Raw genomic sequence first — 17,465 nt, forward strand, 5'->3', positions numbered from 1 at the left:
CCGTACCGCCTCGCGCTGCGGCCGTGCGGGGAGCGATGTCGTGTTCACTCAGGGCTGCAAACATCAAAACCCCCCGTTCTGTTCCGTATCCTGTGCCGGCTCATTCCCGGACTGTTCGCTCGCAAGCTCCGTCAGAAGCAGTGCGAGTACGCTCCGTACACTCTCCATACGAATTTCCGCGCGGTCGCCGTTCAACCGCAGGGCCTCGACTTTTCCGCCACCGGCGGAACCGGAATCCGCTCCGAAGGGGCCGTCCACGGCCACGAAAACCGTCCCGACGGGCTTCCCGTCCTGCGGTTCCGGGCCCGCTACACCGGTGGTCGCGAGGCCCCAGTCGGCGCCGAGCGCCTTGCGCACGCCGACCGCCATCTGGGCCGCGACCTGCGGATCCACCGCTCCCCGCTGTGCCAGCAGGGTGGCGTCGACACCCAGCAGGTCATGCTTGAGCTCGGTGGCGTAGGCGGTCACCGAACCCCGGAACGCCTTGGACGCTCCAGGGACGGCTGTGATTTCCGCCGCAACCAGCCCGCCGGTGAGTGACTCGGCGACCGCGAGGGTCTCGCCCCTCACGGTCAGTAGTCGCAGCACGTCGGCGGCCGGAGAATTCACGCTTCCGTCTCCTCCAACGCGGCCTTGCGCTCGGCGATTCCCTGCCTGCGCAGCACAATGGCCTGTCTTACATAGTCGAGCCCGGTCGCCACGGTCAGGACGACGGCCGCCGCCATCACCCAGAACCGCAGGGTGGCCAGCCAGCCCGTCAGCGCCAGGACATACATCCCGACCGCGATGCCCTGCGTCAGCGTCTTCAACTTGCCGCCGCGGCTCGCCGGGATGACGCCGTACCGGATGACGAGAAAACGCAGCAGCGTGATTCCCAGTTCCCGGCCGAGGATGACGATGGTCACCCACCAGGGCAGGTCGCCCAGCGAGGAGAGACAGATCAGCGCCGCCCCCATGATCGCCTTGTCGGCGATGGGGTCGGCGATCTTCCCGAAGTCGGTGACGAGGTCGTAGGTGCGCGCCAGATGACCGTCGAAGAGGTCGGTGATCATGGCGATGGCGAAGGCCGCCCAGGCCAGGGAGCGCCATGCCGGGTCGTACCCGCCGTCGGCCAGCATCAGCGCCACGAAGCCCGGGACGAGGACCAGACGGAGCATGGTCAGCAGGTTGGCGATGTTCCAGACGCTCGCCTGGTTGACGGCCGCGGCCACGACCTTCGCGCCCCGCGCGGGCTTCGCCTCGCCGGCCAGGTCGGAATCGGGGCCGTCGACTCTCGGGGGACCCGCCTTGGAGGAGCCGTTCGCCGCCGATGCCGGTACTCCGGTCATCTGCCCGCCTCCTCACTACACCCGAGCGAGCCCGTCAGCGGCTCGGCCACCAGGTCGACACCTTCCGTACCGACCACCTTCGCCTCGACCATACGGCCGACGCTCAGACCTTCGCCGCTCGTGAGCAGCACCTGGCCGTCCGTCTCCGGCGCCTGGTGGGCACCGCGGCCGTACACGCCGTCCTCGTCCACGGATTCCACGAGCACGTGCACGGTCTCGCCCAGACGCTCCTCGGCGCGCTGGGAGACGAGTTCCTCGGCCAGCCGGGAGACACGTGCCAGTCGCTCGGCGACGACGTCCTCGTCCAGCTTGTTCTCGTACGTCGCCGCCTCCGTGCCCTCCTCGTCGGAGTAGCCGAAGACGCCGACAGCGTCCAGCCGGGCGCCGTTCAGGAACCGCTCCAGCTCCGCCAGGTCGTCCGCGCTCTCACCCGGGAAGCCCACGATGAAGTTGGAGCGCACGCCGGCCTGCGGGGCCTTGCTCCGGATGGTGTCGAGCAGTTCCAGGAAGCGGTCGGTGTCACCGAAGCGGCGCATGGCGCGCAGCACGCCGGGGGCGGAGTGCTGGAAGGACAGGTCGAAGTACGGGGCGATCTTCGGCGTCGAGGTCAGGACGTCGATCAGCCCGGGGCGCATCTCGGCCGGCTGGAGGTAGCTGACGCGCACGCGCTCAAGGCCGTCGACCTCGGCGAGCTCGGGCAGGAGCGATTCCAGCAGGCGGATGTCGCCGAGGTCCTTGCCGTACGAGGTGTTGTTCTCGGAGACCAGCATGATCTCCTTGACGCCCTGCTCGGCGAGCCACCGCGTCTCGTTCAGCACGTCGCTCGGGCGGCGGGAGATGAAGGAGCCGCGGAAGGACGGGATGGCGCAGAAGGAGCAGCGCCGGTCGCAGCCGGAGGCGAGCTTCACCGAGGCGACCGGGGCGCCGTCGAGACGGCGGCGCAGGGGCGCACGGGGACCGGAGGCGGGCGCCAGCCCGTCCGGCAGATCCACTGGGGCGTGCCCGGGCAGGGCGACCTCGGCAGCGGATTCCTGGCGCTCCGCGGGGCTGATCGGCAGCAGCTTGCGCCGGTCGCGCGGGGTGTGGGAGGCGTGGATGCCGCCGTTCAGGATGGTCTGCAGACGGTCGGAGATGTCCGCGTAGTCGTCGAAGCCGAGTACGCCGTCGGCCTCGGGGAGGGCCTCGGCGAGCTCCTTGCCGTACCGCTCGGCCATGCAGCCCACCGCCACGACGGCCTGGGTTCTGCTGTGGCCCTTGAGGTCGTTGGCCTCCAGGAGGGCGTCGACGGAGTCCTTCTTGGCGGCCTCGACGAACCCACAGGTGTTGACGACGGCGACGTCCGCTTCCGCGGCGTCCTCCACGAGGTCCCAGCCGTCCGCCTCCAAGCGGCCTGCGAGCTCCTCCGAGTCCACCTCGTTACGGGCGCAGCCAAGGGTGACGAGTGCGACGGTACGGCGTTCAGGCATGCGCTCAAGACTACTTTGTCTCACTGACAGCCCACGTCGACGGGGTTGGCCGATCTTGGCCAACCCCGTATGGACATGCCCTCTGTCAGCCGACCTGGGGGTCGCCCTTCGTATACGTCAGGCGCTCGACCGCGCCTGGCTGGAAGTCGTCCTCGATCTTCTTTCCGTTGACGTAGAGCTGGATCGCGCCCGCGTCGCCGAGGACGAGGTTGATCTTCTCGCTGTCCTGGAAGGTCTTGGAGTCGCCCTGCTTGAGGAGTCCGTCGAAGAGAAGCCGGCCGTTGTGGTCCTTGGCCGAGATCCAGCTGCGGCCGTCGGCGGCGCTGACCTGGACGGTCACCTTGTCCTGGGGCGCGGCCGCGATGGCGCTGTCCGAGGGGTTGGACTTCGGGTTGTCGGACTTGCTGCTCTTGGGCGTGGGCTTGGCCGACTTGCTGGTCGAGGGGGTGGATCCCTCGGCGACCTGCGTCTTCGCACCGCCGTCGTCGCCGCCCTTGAACGCGGTGAACCCGACGAAGCCGACCACGGCGACGATCGCGGCGACCATGGCCGCGGTCCAGTTGGGCCCGCGCCGCTCGGGGCGGATGCGTTCCGCCTCGAAGAGGGGGGCCGCCGGGGTCGGCGCCGGACGGCCGCCGTGCTCGGCGTCGTACCGCGCGACCAGCGGGGCCGGATCGAGGTGGACAGCCTTGGCCAGGGTCCGGATGTGGCCGCGGGCGTAGACGTCGCCACCGCAGGGGGCGAAGTCGTCCGCCTCGATGGCGTGCACGATGGCGATGCGGACCCGGGTGGCGTTGGTGACGTCCTCGACGGTCAGCCCGGCGTCGAGACGCGCCTGTTTGAGGGCGCGGCCGACGGAGAGGCGGGCTGCCTCACGGTCGTCTTCGAACGGACGCTCGTCTTCAGGGGAGTTGCCGATGGACACGGGGGCGCCTTTCGAGCGTTTAAGCCACCTGTGCTGGAGGTTCAGTCTATGGGGGGTGCGAAAGGGTGGGGCAACCGGGCGGTCGGACTTTGTAGCCCATCGGAATGGCCGGACACACCGATGGTGGGGTGCGCGCTTGTCGCTTCCCTCAACTTGACGTACGCGGAAGGGAAACGGTTGCTCAATGATCCCTTACGGGTGAGTCACGATCGGACATCGGCGACCCACCCGCTCGGCGCTCTTCCTCAAGCCTCCCCGCGGATCACCGCGAGCACGCCGTCCAGCTCATCAGGCTTCACAAGAACGTCACGAGCCTTCGACCCCTCGCTCGGCCCGACGACGCCTCTGGATTCCATGAGGTCCATGAGCCGCCCGGCCTTGGCGAAGCCGACGCGCAGCTTGCGCTGGAGCATGGACGTCGACCCGAACTGTGTGGACACCACCAGCTCGGCCGCCTGGCACAGCAGGTCGAGGTCGTCGCCGATCTCCTCGTCGATCTCCTTCTTCTGCTTGGTGCCCACGGTGACGTCGTCCCGGAAGACGGGCGCCATCTGGTCCTTGCAGTGCTGGACGATCGCCGCGACCTCGTCCTCGGTCACGAAGGCGCCCTGCATACGGGTCGGCTTGTTGGCCCCCATCGGCAGGAACAGCCCGTCGCCCTTGCCGATCAGCTTCTCGGCGCCCGGCTGGTCGAGGATGACGCGCGAGTCCGCGAGCGAGGATGTGGCGAAGGCGAGCCGCGAGGGCACGTTCGCCTTGATCAGACCGGTGACGACGTCGACCGACGGCCGCTGCGTGGCCAGCACCAGGTGGATGCCGGCCGCGCGCGCGAGCTGCGTGATGCGCACGATCGCGTCCTCGACGTCCCTCGGCGCGACCATCATCAGGTCGGCGAGCTCGTCGACGATCACCAGCAGGTACGGGTACGGCTGCAGCTCCCGCTCGCTGCCTTCGGGGAGCTTCACCTTGCCGTTGCGGATGGCCTCGTTGAAGTCGTCGATGTGCCGGAATCCGAACGCGGCCAGGTCGTCGTACCGAAGATCCATTTCCCGTACGACCCACTGGAGCGCCTCGGCGGCCCTCTTCGGGTTGGTGATGATCGGCGTGATCAGGTGCGGGATGCCCTCGTAGGCGGTCAGCTCGACCCGCTTGGGGTCGACGAGGACCATACGGACGTCCTCGGGAGTTGCGCGGACCATGATTGACGTAATCAGGCAGTTAATGCACGACGATTTACCGGAACCGGTGGCTCCGGCCACGAGGACGTGCGGCATCTTCGCAAGGTTGGCCATCACATAGCCGCCCTCGACGTCCTTGCCGAGCGCGACCAGCATCGGATGGTCGTCCTCGGCGGCCGCCGCCAGGCGCAGCACGTCGCCGAGGTTGACCATCTCGCGGTCGGTGTTCGGGATTTCGATGCCGACCGCGGACTTGCCGGGGATCGGGCTGATGATCCGCACATCCGGGCTAGCCACGGCGTATGCGATGTTCTTGGTCAGCGCGGTGATCCGCTCGACCTTCACGGCGGGGCCGAGCTCGACCTCGTAGCGCGTGACCGTCGGTCCGCGCGTGAAGCCCGTGACGGCGGCGTCGACCTTGAACTCGGAGAACACGTTCGTGAGCGAGGCGACCACCGCGTCGTTGGCCGCGCTGCGCGCCTTGCCGGGGCCGCCGCGCGTGAGCAGGTCGAGCGAGGGCAGCGAGTACGTGATGTCGCCGGACAGCTGGAGCTGCTCGGCGCGCGCGGGCAGGTCGCCGGGCGCCTCGGGCGCGGGCTTGGTGAGATCCGCGACCTCGACCTTCAGCTTCTCCTGCCTGGGCCGCGCGGCCGGGACGGCCTTCGGAGCCGGCGTCGGTGTCGGTGTGCTCTCCTCGCGATCCCCGACGCTCACACCCTGGGTGAGGTCGGCGACGATCGGCGAGGGCGGCATACCGTGCATGACGGCGCCGTCGAGCGCGGCAGCCGCGGCAGCCGCGACGTCCACGGCGTCCATCTGGCGCTGCATGTCGGGCTGCGGCACCGCGGACCTCCGCGGGCGGCCACGACGCCGCGAGAGAGCCTCCTGCTCCGCGCTGTCGGGGTCGTACGACTCCGGGGCCGGACCGCTCCTGCGGGTGCGCGCGGGCAGCGCCTCGCGCCACTGGTCGTCGTAACGCTGCTCTTCCTCGGTGAGCTCGTCCTCCTCCGGGTCGTGCAGGATGCCGAGCTTCACGCCGAGCAGCCGCAGCCGCTGCGGGATGGCGTTGACCGGAGTGGCCGTGACGACGAGCAGACCGAAGATCGTCAGCAGCACGAGCAGAGGTACAGCGAGGACATCGCCCATCGTGTACGTCAGCGGGGTCGCCGCCGCCCAGCCAATGAGGCCGCCGGCGTCCCTTATCGCCTGCATGCCCGCGCTGCGCGCGGGCGCGCCGCAGGCGATGTGGACCTGGCCGAGCACACCGATGACGAGCGCGGACAGGCCGATCACGATGCGGCCGTTGGCCTCGGGCTGCTCGGGGTGCCGGATGAAGCGCACGGCGATGACCGCGAGCAGGATCGGCACGAGCAGGTCGAGGCGGCCGAAGGCGCCGGTCACCAGGATCTCGACGAGGTCGCCGACGGGGCCGCGCAGATCGGCCCAGGTACCCGCGGCGACGATCAGCGCGATACCGAACAGCAGCAGGGCGATGCCGTCCTTGCGGTGCGCGGGGTCGAGGTTCTTAGCGCCGTTCCCTATGCCACGGAACACGGCGCCGACGGCGTGCGCGACGCCCAGCCAGAGGGCGCGCACGAGCTTGTAGATGCCGCCGGTCGGATTCGGCGCCGGCTTCGGGGGCGGCGCCGACTTCTTCGCCGCGGCCTTCTTGGCAGGCGCCTTCTTCGCCGGCGCCCTTTTCGCCGGCGCCCTTTTCGCGGCGGCCTTCTTCGCCGGAGCCGCCGCCTTCTTCGCGGGCTGCTTCTTGGCAGCGGAGGGACGTGAGGCCATAGGTGTGAGGTTACCGGTGGAGACGGCAGCGGACACGTGTGCCTACTGCTTCACCCGTTCGTGTCGCCCCGGAGCGGGCGCGGAGCTGACGCGTCCTCATGGGCAACTGGACCGCGCCCGAAGGTCAGTTCTGCGAAGGGACCGACGATGCGCTGCCGGCGCCCGGCTCCAAGGCGTCCAGGGCCCGCCGCAATCCCGTGAGTTTGCGTTCGAGATGAGCCGCAGTTGCCACGGCCGCCGCATCCGCCGACTCGTCGTCCAGCTGCTTGGAGAGCGCCTCGGCCTGCTCCTCGACCGCCGCGAGCCGCGCCGACAGCTCGGCGAGCAGGCTGGCGGGCTCCTTGGTCTCGCCGACCGCGGCCTTGCCGCCACCGCCCTCCAACTGGAGCCGCAGCAGCGCCGCCTGCTCCCGCAGCTGGCAGTTCTTCATGTACAGCTCGACGAACACCGAGACCTTCGCGCGCAGCACCCACGGGTCGAACGGCTTGGAGATGTAGTCCACCGCGCCCGCCGCGTACCCACGGAAGGTGTGGTGCGGGCCGTGGTTGATCGCGGTGAGGAAGATGATCGGGATGTCCCGGGTCCGCTCTCGCCGCTTGATGTGCGCAGCTGTTTCGAAACCGTCCATTCCCGGCATCTGGACATCCAGCAGAATGACCGCGAAGTCGTCCGTGAGCAGTGCTTTGAGCGCTTCCTCCCCGGACGATGCCCGCACCAGCGTCTGATCGAGCGCGGAGAGGATGGCCTCCAGCGCAAGCAGATTCTCCGGCCGGTCATCGACCAGGAGGATCTTGGCCTTCTGCACCATGGCCCGCCCTCCTCGCCCCGGATGTGCACCGGGCGCCGCCCCTGGGGACGACTCCCTTTCGCCGCCCGTCCTTGTGCCGGTCATCGTAGCCGCACCCCGCCCGTCGACACACCCTGTCACCGCGATGTCACTGTGCACGTAGCAGAAACGTAGCGGGAGACCAGAAGGTTCCCCGAATCCCGTACTTCTACACGGCTTCGGCCACACTGAGTCAGCAACTCCGCGTGAACATCGATGGTTCCCGTCACTCCCCCCGCATCCACTGCTCCATCACCGACAGCAGGTGATCGGGATCGACCGGCTTGGTCACGTAGTCGGAGGCGCCCGACTCGATCGCCTTCTCCCGGTCGCCCTTCATCGCCTTCGCCGTCAGCGCAATGATCGGCAGGCCCGCGAACTGAGGCATCCTGCGGATCGCCGTGGTCGTCGCGTAGCCGTCCATCTCGGGCATCATGATGTCCATCAGGACGACCGCGACGTCGTCGTGCTGTTCCAGGACCTCGATGCCCTCGCGGCCGTTCTCCGCGTACAGCACGGACAACCCGTGCTGCTCGAGCACACTGGTCAACGCGAACACGTTGCGGATGTCGTCGTCGACGATCAGCACCTTCTGGCCGCCGAACCGGATGCCACGGTGCACCTGCGGTGTCGCGTCCTGCTCTGCGGCCGACCACTGCTCCTGAGGTGCCAGGCGCTGGTCGGCCTCCAGTGCGTGCCTGCGGCGGCGCCTGAAGAGCGCCGCGGCGCCGTTCTGCGTCTCCCGGTACGACTTCACCTCGGCCGGCGTCTCGATCTCCGCCTCGGAGAGCTGGGCCAGGTCCGAGGCGGCCACCAGATCGCCGGCGTTCAGCGCGGGCAGGGCCTGCTGGTAGCCCTGCGGCGGCAGTTCGCTCGGATGCAGCGGCAAATACAGCGTGAACGTCGAACCGCGTCCCGGCTCGCTCTGTGCGTGGATCTCACCGCCGAGCAGCTGGGCGATCTCCCGCGAGATGGACAGACCCAGGCCGGTACCGCCGTACTTGCGGCTCGTCGTGCCGTCCGCCTGCTTGAACGCCTCGAAGATGACGCGCATCTTGCTGGCGGCGATACCGATGCCGGTGTCCGTCACCGAGAACGCGATCAGATCGGCGTCCGGGTCGCTCATCGACCCAGCCTCGAGCAACTGCTCGCGGATCGCCACCGGGACGTCCCGGCCGGCCGGCCGGATGACCAGCTCCACGGCCCCGGAGTCGGTGAACTTCACCGCATTGGACAGCAGGTTCCGCAGCACCTGCAGCAGCCGTTGTTCGTCGGTGTGCAGCGTGGCGGGCAGCTCCGGCGACACCCGTACGGACAGGTCGAGGCCCTTCTCCGCGGTCAGCGGCCGGAAGGTGGCCTCCACGTAGTCGACGAGCTGGACGAGCGCGATACGCGTCGGGGAGACGTCCATCTTGCCCGCCTCGACCTTCGACAGGTCGAGGATGTCGTTGATCAGCTGGAGCAGGTCGGAGCCGGCGCCGTGGATGGTCTCGGCGAACTCGACCTGTTTCGGGGTGAGGTTGGAATCCGCGTTGTCGGCGAGCAACTTGGCCAGGATCAGCAGCGAGTTGAGCGGCGTGCGCAGCTCGTGCGACATATTGGCGAGGAACTCGCTCTTGTACCGCATCGACACGGCGAGCTGCTCGGCGCGCTCCTCCAGGACCTGCCGGGCCTCCTCGATCTCGGTGTTCTTGACCTCGATGTCGCGGTTCTGCTGGGCCAGCAGCTCGGCCTTCTCCTCCAGTTCGGCGTTGGACGCCTGGAGTGCCTTCTGCCGGTTCTCCAACTCGGCCGAGCGCTCCCGGAGTTGCTCGGTCAGCTCCTGCGACTGCTTCAGCAGCAGCTCCGTCTTGGTGTTGACGGAGATCGTGTTGACGCTGGTCGCGATCATCTCGGCGATCTGGTTGAGGAAGTCCTTCTGGATCTGCGTAAAGGGATTGAAGGAGGCCAGCTCGATGACACCGAGCACCTTGCCCTCGAACAGCACCGGAAGGACGATCACCTGTGCGGGCGGCGCCTCGCCGAGGCCGGAGGAGATCTTCAGGTAGCCGCTGGGCGCGTTCTCCACCAGGATCGTGCGTTTCTCCTCGGCGGCCGTCCCGATGAGCGCCTCGCCCGGCCGGAACGACGTCGGCATGGAGCCCATCGAGTAGCCGTACGACCCGAGCATGCGCAGCTCGTACGAGTCCTCGCTCTCGGCGCTGAGGTCCTTGCCGTCGACGGGCGTCATCGCCACGAAGAACGCGCCGTGCTGCGCCGAGACCACTGGTGTCAGTTCGCTCATGATCAGCGAGGCCACGTCCTGCAGGTCGCGGCGGCCCTGCATCAGCGCGGAGATGCGGGCGAGGTTGCCCTTGAGCCAGTCCTGCTCCTTGTTGGCGATCGTAGTGTCGCGCAGGTTGGCGATCATCTTGTTGATGTAGTCCTGCAGTTCCTGGATCTCGCCGGAAGCGTCGACGTCGATCTTCAGGTTCAGGTCGCCTCGGGTCACCGCGGTCGCCACGCGCGCGATGGCGCGCACCTGCCGGGTAAGGTTTCCTGCCATTTCGTTCACGGACTCGGTGAGGTCGCGCCAGGTGCCATCCACGTCACGCACGCGTGCCTGACCGCCGAGCTGTCCTTCCGTGCCCACCTCGCGGGCGACTCGGGTGACCTCCTCGGCGAAGCTGGACAGCTGGTCGACCATCGTGTTGATCGTCGTCTTGAGCTCGAGGATCTCGCCGCGAGCGTCAATGTCGATCTTCTTGGTCAGGTCACCCTTGGCGATGGCTGTGGTGACCATGGCGATGTTGCGCACCTGGCCGGTCAGGTTGGACGCCATCTGGTTCACGGACTCGGTGAGGTCCTTCCACGTACCGGCCACACCCGGTACGTGCGCCTGACCGCCGAGGATGCCGTCCGTGCCCACCTCGCGGGCCACCTTGGTGACCTGGTCGGCGAACGAACTCAGCGTCTTCACCATGGTGTTGAAGGTGTCGGCGAGCTGCGCGACCTCGCCGCGCGCCTCGATCGTCACCGTCCGGGTGAGGTCACCGTTGGCGACCGCGTTCGCGACCTGGGAGATGTTCCGCACCTGCATGGTCAGGTTCTTGGCCATCAGGTTGACGTTGTCGGTGAGGTCCTTCCAGATGCCCGTGACGCCCGACGCATACGCCTGGCCGCCCAGGATGCCCTCGGTGCCCACCTCGCGGGCCACCCGGGTCACCTGCTCGGCGAAGCTGGACAGCTGGTCGACCATCGTGTTGACCGTCGTGACGAGCTCGAGGATCTCGCCCTTCGCGTCGACGGTGATCTTCTTCGACAGGTCGCCCTTGGCGACCGCAGTCGTGACCTCGGCGATGTTGCGCACCTGGATGGTCAGGTTGTTCGCCATGAAGTTCACGGACTGCGTGAGGTCCTTCCAGGTGCCGGAGACGCCCTGCACCTCGGCCTGACCGCCGAGCTGGCCCTCGGTACCCACCTCGCGGGCGACCCTGGTGACCTCCTCCGCGAACGACGACAGCTGGTCGACCATCGTGTTCAGGGTGTTCTTCAGCTCCAGGATCTCCCCGCGCGCGTCAACGGTGATCTTCTGGGACAGGTCACCGCGGGCGACCGCGGTGGCGACCTGGGCGATGTTGCGCACCTGGGCGGTAAGGTTTCCTGCCATTCCGTTCACGGAGTCGGTCAGGTCCCGCCACACGCCGGCCACGCCGGGCACCTGTGCCTGACCGCCGAGGCGGCCCTCCGTGCCCACCTCACGGGCCACCCGGGTCACCTGGTCGGCGAATCCGGAGAGCTGGTCGACCATCGTGTTGACGGTGTTCTTCAGCTCGAGGATCTCCCCGCGCGCGTCGACGTCGATCTTCTGGGAGAGGTCGCCGCGGGCGACCGCGGTGGTCACCTGGGCGATGTTGCGCACCTGGGCGGTGAGGTTGCCCGCCATGCCGTTGACGGAGTCGGTGAGTTCCTTCCACGTACCGGCCACACCCGGTACGACCGCCTGGCCGCCGAGCCGGCCCTCCGTGCCCACGTCCCGGGCCATCCGCGTCACCTGGTCGGCGAAGGACGACAGCTGGTCCACCATCGTGTTCACGGTGTTCTTCAGCTGGAGCATCTCACCGGAGACGTCCACGGTGATCTTCTGGGAGAGGTCGCCGTTGGCCACCGCGGTCGTCACCTGGGCGATGTTGCGGACCTGCCCGGTGAGGTTGCGGAACGCCGTGTTGACCGAGTCGGTGAGGTCCTTCCACGTACCCGCCGCGCCGGGCACCTGTGCCTGTCCGCCGAGCTCACCCTCGACACCGACCTCACGCGCCACGCGCGTGACCTCGGAACCGAACGACTGCAGCTGGTCCACCATGCCGTTGACGGTGTTCTTCAGCTCCAGCATCTCGCCGGCCACGTCGACCGTGACCTTCTGCGACAGGTCACCATTGGCCACGGCCGTGGTGACGGCCGCGATGTCCCTCACCTGAATGGTCAGATTCCGGAACACCGTGTTGACGGAGTCCGTCAGGTCCTTCCACGTACCCGCCGCGCCCGGCACATTCGCCTGACCACCCAGCTGCCCGGCGGCACCGACCTCGTTGGCCACACGCGTGACCTCGTCCGCGAAGATCCGCAGCGTCTCGGTCATCTGGTTGATCGTGTCCGCGAGCTGTGCGACCTCGCCGCGTGCGGAGACGGTCACCTTCTGCGACAGGTCACCGTTGGCGACCGCGGTGGTGACCTGGGCGATCCCGCGCACCTGGGCCGTCAGGTTGCCGGCCATGAGGTTCACCGAATCGGTGAGGTCCTTCCACACGCCGGCCACACCCGGCACCTGCGCCTGACCGCCGAGCTCGCCCTCGGTGCCCACCTCGCGCGCGACTCGCGTCACCTCGGAGGAGAAGGACGACAGCTGGTCCACCATCGTGTTGACGGTGTTCTTCAGCTCCAGCATCTCGCCGGCAACGTGAACCGTGACCTTCCGCGACAGATCACCCTTGGCGACCGCAGTGGTCACCAGGGCGATGTCCCGCACCTGGGCCGTCAGCCGGTACGCCATCGTGTTGACCGAGTCGGTGAGGTCCTTCCACGAACCCGACATGCCACGCACGCGTGCCTGCCCGCCCAGCTTGCCCTCGGTGCCCACCTCGCTGGCCACGCGCGTGACCTCGTCGGTGAACGTCGACAGCTGGTCGACAAGGTTGTTTACAGTCCGCCCGACCTTGAGGAACTCCCCGCGCAGCGGATGCCCGGTCCCGTCCGGCGCCTGCGACCGCAGCTCCATACGCGGCGAGAGATCACCCTCCGCCACCGCCGACAGCACCCGGCCGACCTCGGAGACGGGCCGTACGAGGTCGTCCACGAGCGCATTGGACGCGTCGATCGCGGCCGCCCAGGAACCTTCGTACGCACCCGTCTCGAGCCGCTCCGTGAGCTTGCCCTCACGGCCCACCATGCGCCGCACCCGGGACAGCTCACCGGTCAAATGCAGATTCCGGTCGGCCACTTCATTGAAAACCGCCGCAATCTCCGACATCACGCCGTCGCCGGACACCGTGAGCCGCTTCCGGAAGTTCCCGTCACGCATCGACACGAGAGCCGCCAGCAGTCGGTTCATGGCCGCCGTGTCCACCGCGGTGGTCCCGCCGCGTGGTTTGCGCTGGTTGTTCAGGGACTGTCCGCCTTTCGCGCGCGTCTTAGTGCCCCGCGTCGCTGCGCCAGACTCCACTGTGTCCCTCCCGCAGGGGTCGACCGTTACTGCTGTGCTCCGGTACTACTGCTCGACGTACCCGTTACTGCTGCGCATTTCTGCCGGATATACCAGGCCGCACCACGGGCTGCTGCCCACAGGACGCGGCACACACTCAGCCTGCCCGGACCTTCACAAGAAGCTTGCCCAGTGTTTCACCCTGCCTGAACCCGGCCATAACAGTTCGGCAGCTTCGCACATCGTCCGCACACCCTCTGGGCGTAAACACTGCAGACCGGCATCCGCATGGCCGTCGAAGGTAAGTAACCTTGCATGCGGCTGTCCAGCCGCGCCGGTCCGTCCGGCCTGGGCGGTGGCACGAGTACGAGCGGGCATCGGAGGGGCGGCCGCACACATGACCACCGGACTGATCCCGGGGGGACAGCCCCCGGACCCCCGGCCGACGGGCGGTCTGCCGCATCAGCGGCACGAGCCGGTCGGCCAGGCAGCCCTGCCCGTCGACAACCGGACTAGGAGTTCTGTGATCACCGCGCGCGCGGCCGCCAGCTTCGAGCCCGTCGGACGATCCGTAGCGACCGCCCGCTCATTCGTCCGCGACACCCTCCAAGGTTGGGGCTTCGCCGACATCGTCGACGACGCCGTGGTCCTCACCAGCGAGTTGGTCACCAACGCCGTGGTGCACGCGGGCACCTCAGCGGACGTCCTGTGTCTGCGCAGCGACGAAGGCGTACGGATCGAGGTGGCCGACCGCTACCCGGAACGCGAGATCCCCCTCCAGGGGCATCCCGTCAACATGGGCAGCCCCGACCGCGAGGGCGGCCGCGGACTCCAGCTGTGCGCCGCACTCGCCGGCCGCTGGGGCGTCGAGTACACCCCCACGCACAAGCAGGTCTGGTTCCAACTCGACCTCCCCGAGCGCGCGGTGGGCACCCGCGCGGCCGGCCCGTCCCTCCCCGCCGACCTCCTTCCGCTCGCCGACGGCCGGGTTCGCGTCGCGGTCGTCCAGATCGACCGGGGCGGCTCCATCACCTCGTGGAACGAAGACGCGGATGAACTCTTCGGCTACCCCTCCGAACAGGTGATCGGAAAGCCCCTTACCGATCTCGCCGCATGGCCGCACACCCCGGGCACCAGCACCGGAATCGCAGAGGCGCTCCAACTCTCCCGCTGGGAAGGCAGTTACGGCATAAGAGGCGCCAACGGGCGCGTCACGCCCGTGTACGCCTCCCACCTACGGGTCCGCGACACGGGCGGCGAGCCGTCCACGGTCTGCCTCCTCGTGCGGGACCACGAACGGGCCGTCCTGCAGACCCCGTTGCGCATCCCGGCCTCCGACACGGCATCCGCCGCCGACGGTCAGAGCACCGACCCCTTCGAGGTGTTCATCGGCTCGCCGGCCCCGGACGACCTCGACGGCCTCCTGCAGCGCACGGTGGAGCGCGCCCGCGACATGCTCGACGCCGACTCCGCCTTCCTGCTCCTTGCGACCGACGACGAAACCGAGTTGGAGGTCCGCGCCTCCACGGGCCTGCCCTCCGCCCGACAGCGCTTCGCGCGCGTGCCCGTCGAGGCGGGCCCCGGCCGCTACGGATCGGCCCGCATGCCGGCCGTCCACGACGACCTCACGGCCGTCCCCGGCGCCGTCCCGCTCCTCAGCGGCACCGGTATGCGTTCGGTCGTCACGGTCCCCCTGAAGGTCGAGGGCCGCCTCACCGGCTCCCTCGGCGTGGCGGCCGAAAGCCCCGGCAGATACTCCAACGAGGAGGCTCTGCGCCTCCAATTCGCCGCCGACCGCATCGCGTTGGCCGTCGAGTCGGCGCGCCTGGGCGAACTGGAACGCCTGCGCCGCGGCTCGCTCAGCTTCCTCGTCGAGGCCTCCGACCTCCTCGCCGGCACTCTGGACCGCGACCAGACCCTGGCCCTGATGGCCCAGATGACGGTCCCCACGCTCGCCACCTGGTGCGCCGTCTACACGATCGCGGACCAGGCCTCCGAGCCCTACCTGTCGTACGTCCTGCACGAGGACGAGGAACTCATCGACGGCATCAAGTCGTTGCTCTCGAAGGTCCCCCCGCCCGACCCGGTACCGACGCCCGGTGCCCGCGTCTGGTCGGCCCCCGGCGAGGTCGCCCACCAGGCGGCCCTGCGCAGCTCCATGCGCAGTCTCGGCCTGAGCGGCGGCCCCACCCACCAGATCGCCTCGGGAATCGGCCCCACGCTCGCCACAGCCTCCGCGGTCGGCGGCGAAACAGTCGTACTCCCCCTGGTGGCCCGCAACCGAGTCATCGGCATGCTGACCCTCGGCAAGCCCACCGACGAACACTTCCGCCAGGAAATCCTGGAACTGGCCGAGGACTTGAGCCGCCGGGCAGCCCTCGCCCTCGACAACGCCCGCCTGTACTCGGAGCGCACGGCCATCAGCCAGTCCCTCCAGCGCAGCCTCCTGCCCCCGGAACTCCCGGAAATCGGCGGCGTGGAGGTCGAGGTCATCTACCGCGCGGCCGGCGAGGGCAACGAGGTCGGCGGCGACTTCTACGACCTCTTCCCGATCAGCGACGGCGCCTACGGCTTCGCCATCGGCGACGTCTGCGGTACGGGCCCCAACGCGGCGGCGGTCACGGGCCTGGCCCGGCACGCGCTCCGCCTCCTGGCCCGCGAGGGCCTCAGCGGCCCGGCGGTCCTGGAGCGGCTGAACTCGGCCATTCTCGACGAGGGCGCCCGCAGCCGCTTCCTGACCCTCCTCTACGGCGAGCTCCGGCCGCAGGAGGACGGCAGCGCGGAACTGAAGGTGGTCTGCGCCGGCCACCCCCTCCCGCTCCGCCTGCGCCAGGACGGCACGGTCGAACCGGCCGCCGAGCCCCAGCCGCTCCTGGGCGTCATGGAGGACCTGGAGCTCTACGAGCAGACGGTCACCCTGGACCCGGGCGACGTCCTCCTGTGCGTCACGGACGGCGTCACGGAGCGCCGTGAGGGCACACGCATGCTGGGCGACGACGGCCTCACCGACGTCCTCACGACCTGCACGGGCCTGACGGCGGGTGCGGTCGCCGCTCGCATCATGCGCGCGGTGGAGCGCTTCGCATCCGACGCCCCGTCCGACGACATGGCGATTCTGGCGATGCGAGTCCCTGGGCTCCACAAGGACTGAGAGGCGCGCGAGCACGAAAAAGGCCCCGCCCAATTGGGCGGGGCCTTTCGACTGGAGCCCCCAAACGGAATCGAACCGTTGACCTTCTCCTTACCATGGAGACGCTCTACCGACTGAGCTATAGGGGCCTGTTGCTCTGCGAGGTTTCCCTCGCGGCAACGGAATAGATCATACCCCGAACACACACGTGTTCCCAACCGCGTCGTCGAGTGCAGACCCCCGCTCAGAAGGCAGGCTCAAGCAATCCACCCAGCGCATTGCACGCGCCCACTATCCGCTGCATGTCCCGCTTCGTCAGCGCGGCGTCCACCGGCAGTGCGAGGGTCTCGTCGGCGGCCCGCTCGGTCTCCGGCAGCGCCACACACCGGCGGAATTCCGGCAGCCGGTGCACAGGCGTCTTCACCGGCACCCGGCACTCGACTCCCCTGGCCCGCACCGCCCGAGCAAAGGCATCCCGATCCGGCCGCCCGTTCCCCGGCACACGCACGACGTACTGCTGATAAGTGTGTCCGTCACCGCCATCGGGCGTCCGCACACCCCTCAACTTGGCGTCGAGATAAGCGGCCCGCTCCCTCCGCTGAGCGATCTCGTCGTACGGCGCCTCGGACTCCCCCTGCTCCAGCACCAGAAGCCCGTGCCGCTGCCCCACACCGTGCAGCCGCGCGATGTCGGCCGGCCGACCGAAGCGGTGCACGACAACGACCGCCGCCGTCCGCGGAGTTACGGCTGCTTCGACAGCGGCCGCGTCCAGGCAGTACGTCAGCGGATCTATGTCGGCGAACACCGGCAGCGCGCCGGCGAGGGCGACGGCTTCTGCGACCTCGGAGTTCCCGAAGGCCGGCACGACAACCTCGTCACCGACTCCGACGCCGGCGGCCCTGAGCATTGCAGCAGTACCCATGCTTGGGATGGTTGTTGCGCAACGTGAACTTCAAGTGACGGAGAACAAAAAAGGGTTGGACCCCGAACCGAAGTTCAGGATCCAACCCTTTGAATATTTGTTCGGCGGCGTCCTACTCTCCCACAGGGTCCCCCCTGCAGTACCATCGGCGCTGTAAGGCTTAGCTTCCGGGTTCGGAATGTAACCGGGCGTTTCCCTCACGCTATAACCACCGAAACACTA

The 17,465-nt window shown here is 68.6% G+C and carries 9 protein-coding genes, 1 tRNA gene and 1 rRNA gene; 1 reads left to right on the forward strand and 10 read right to left on the reverse strand.

Features of this window, described 5'->3' with window-relative positions:
* Window positions 1-63 precede the first annotated feature (63 nt).
* The 7 genes from P2Q00_RS47500 to P2Q00_RS47530 form a co-directional block, all read right to left on the reverse strand.
* Window positions 64-609: a CinA family protein gene (locus tag P2Q00_RS47500; RefSeq protein WP_275781149.1), complete on the reverse strand. Its 546-nt coding sequence runs from the start codon at window positions 607-609 to the stop codon at window positions 64-66.
* Window positions 606-1,328, reverse strand: a complete 723-nt coding sequence (gene pgsA / locus P2Q00_RS47505; protein ID WP_275781150.1) for a CDP-diacylglycerol--glycerol-3-phosphate 3-phosphatidyltransferase — start codon at window positions 1,326-1,328, stop codon at window positions 606-608. The genes P2Q00_RS47500 and pgsA overlap by 4 nt, the downstream gene beginning before the upstream one ends.
* Window positions 1,325-2,794, reverse strand: coding sequence for a 30S ribosomal protein S12 methylthiotransferase RimO (gene rimO / locus P2Q00_RS47510; RefSeq protein WP_275781151.1), 1,470 nt, complete (start codon window positions 2,792-2,794; stop codon window positions 1,325-1,327). The genes pgsA and rimO overlap by 4 nt, the downstream gene beginning before the upstream one ends.
* Before the next feature lie 85 nt (window positions 2,795-2,879).
* Complete coding sequence (locus P2Q00_RS47515; RefSeq protein ID WP_275781152.1) at window positions 2,880-3,719, reverse strand: helix-turn-helix domain-containing protein; 840 nt, start codon at window positions 3,717-3,719, stop codon at window positions 2,880-2,882.
* 245 nt (window positions 3,720-3,964) lie between these two features.
* The gene (locus tag P2Q00_RS47520) at window positions 3,965-6,688 is read right to left on the reverse strand and encodes a DNA translocase FtsK (RefSeq protein ID WP_275781153.1); all 2,724 of its coding nucleotides are present in this window, start codon (window positions 6,686-6,688) and stop codon (window positions 3,965-3,967) included.
* Between the two features lie 124 nt (window positions 6,689-6,812).
* The gene (locus tag P2Q00_RS47525) at window positions 6,813-7,496 is read right to left on the reverse strand and encodes a response regulator (RefSeq protein WP_275781154.1); all 684 of its coding nucleotides are present in this window, start codon (window positions 7,494-7,496) and stop codon (window positions 6,813-6,815) included.
* A gap of 244 nt (window positions 7,497-7,740) precedes the next feature.
* Window positions 7,741-13,212 carry a HAMP domain-containing protein gene (locus tag P2Q00_RS47530; RefSeq protein WP_275781155.1) on the reverse strand — a complete coding sequence of 1,824 codons (5,472 nt, stop codon included), beginning with the start codon at window positions 13,210-13,212 and terminating at the stop codon, window positions 7,741-7,743.
* A gap of 376 nt (window positions 13,213-13,588) precedes the next feature.
* On the opposite strand from P2Q00_RS47530, the gene P2Q00_RS47535 reads away from it, so the two are divergent.
* Complete coding sequence (locus P2Q00_RS47535; protein ID WP_275781156.1) at window positions 13,589-16,342, forward strand: SpoIIE family protein phosphatase; 2,754 nt, start codon at window positions 13,589-13,591, stop codon at window positions 16,340-16,342.
* A gap of 52 nt (window positions 16,343-16,394) precedes the next feature.
* Here P2Q00_RS47535 and P2Q00_RS47540 read toward each other — a convergent pair.
* The 3 genes from P2Q00_RS47540 to rrf all read right to left on the reverse strand — a co-directional run bounded on the left by P2Q00_RS47540 (window position 16,395) and on the right by rrf (window position 17,459).
* Window positions 16,395-16,470 (reverse strand) — tRNA-Thr (locus tag P2Q00_RS47540).
* A gap of 95 nt (window positions 16,471-16,565) precedes the next feature.
* Window positions 16,566-17,228, reverse strand: coding sequence for a DegT/DnrJ/EryC1/StrS family aminotransferase (locus tag P2Q00_RS47545; RefSeq protein WP_275781162.1), 663 nt, complete (start codon window positions 17,226-17,228; stop codon window positions 16,566-16,568).
* Window positions 17,229-17,342: 114 nt separating this feature from the next.
* Window positions 17,343-17,459, reverse strand: a 5S ribosomal RNA gene (gene rrf / locus P2Q00_RS47550).
* Window positions 17,460-17,465: the final 6 nt, after the last annotated feature.

This window comes from Streptomyces coacervatus, from assembly GCF_029223485.1.
Taxonomy (GTDB): domain Bacteria; phylum Actinomycetota; class Actinomycetes; order Streptomycetales; family Streptomycetaceae; genus Streptomyces; species Streptomyces coacervatus.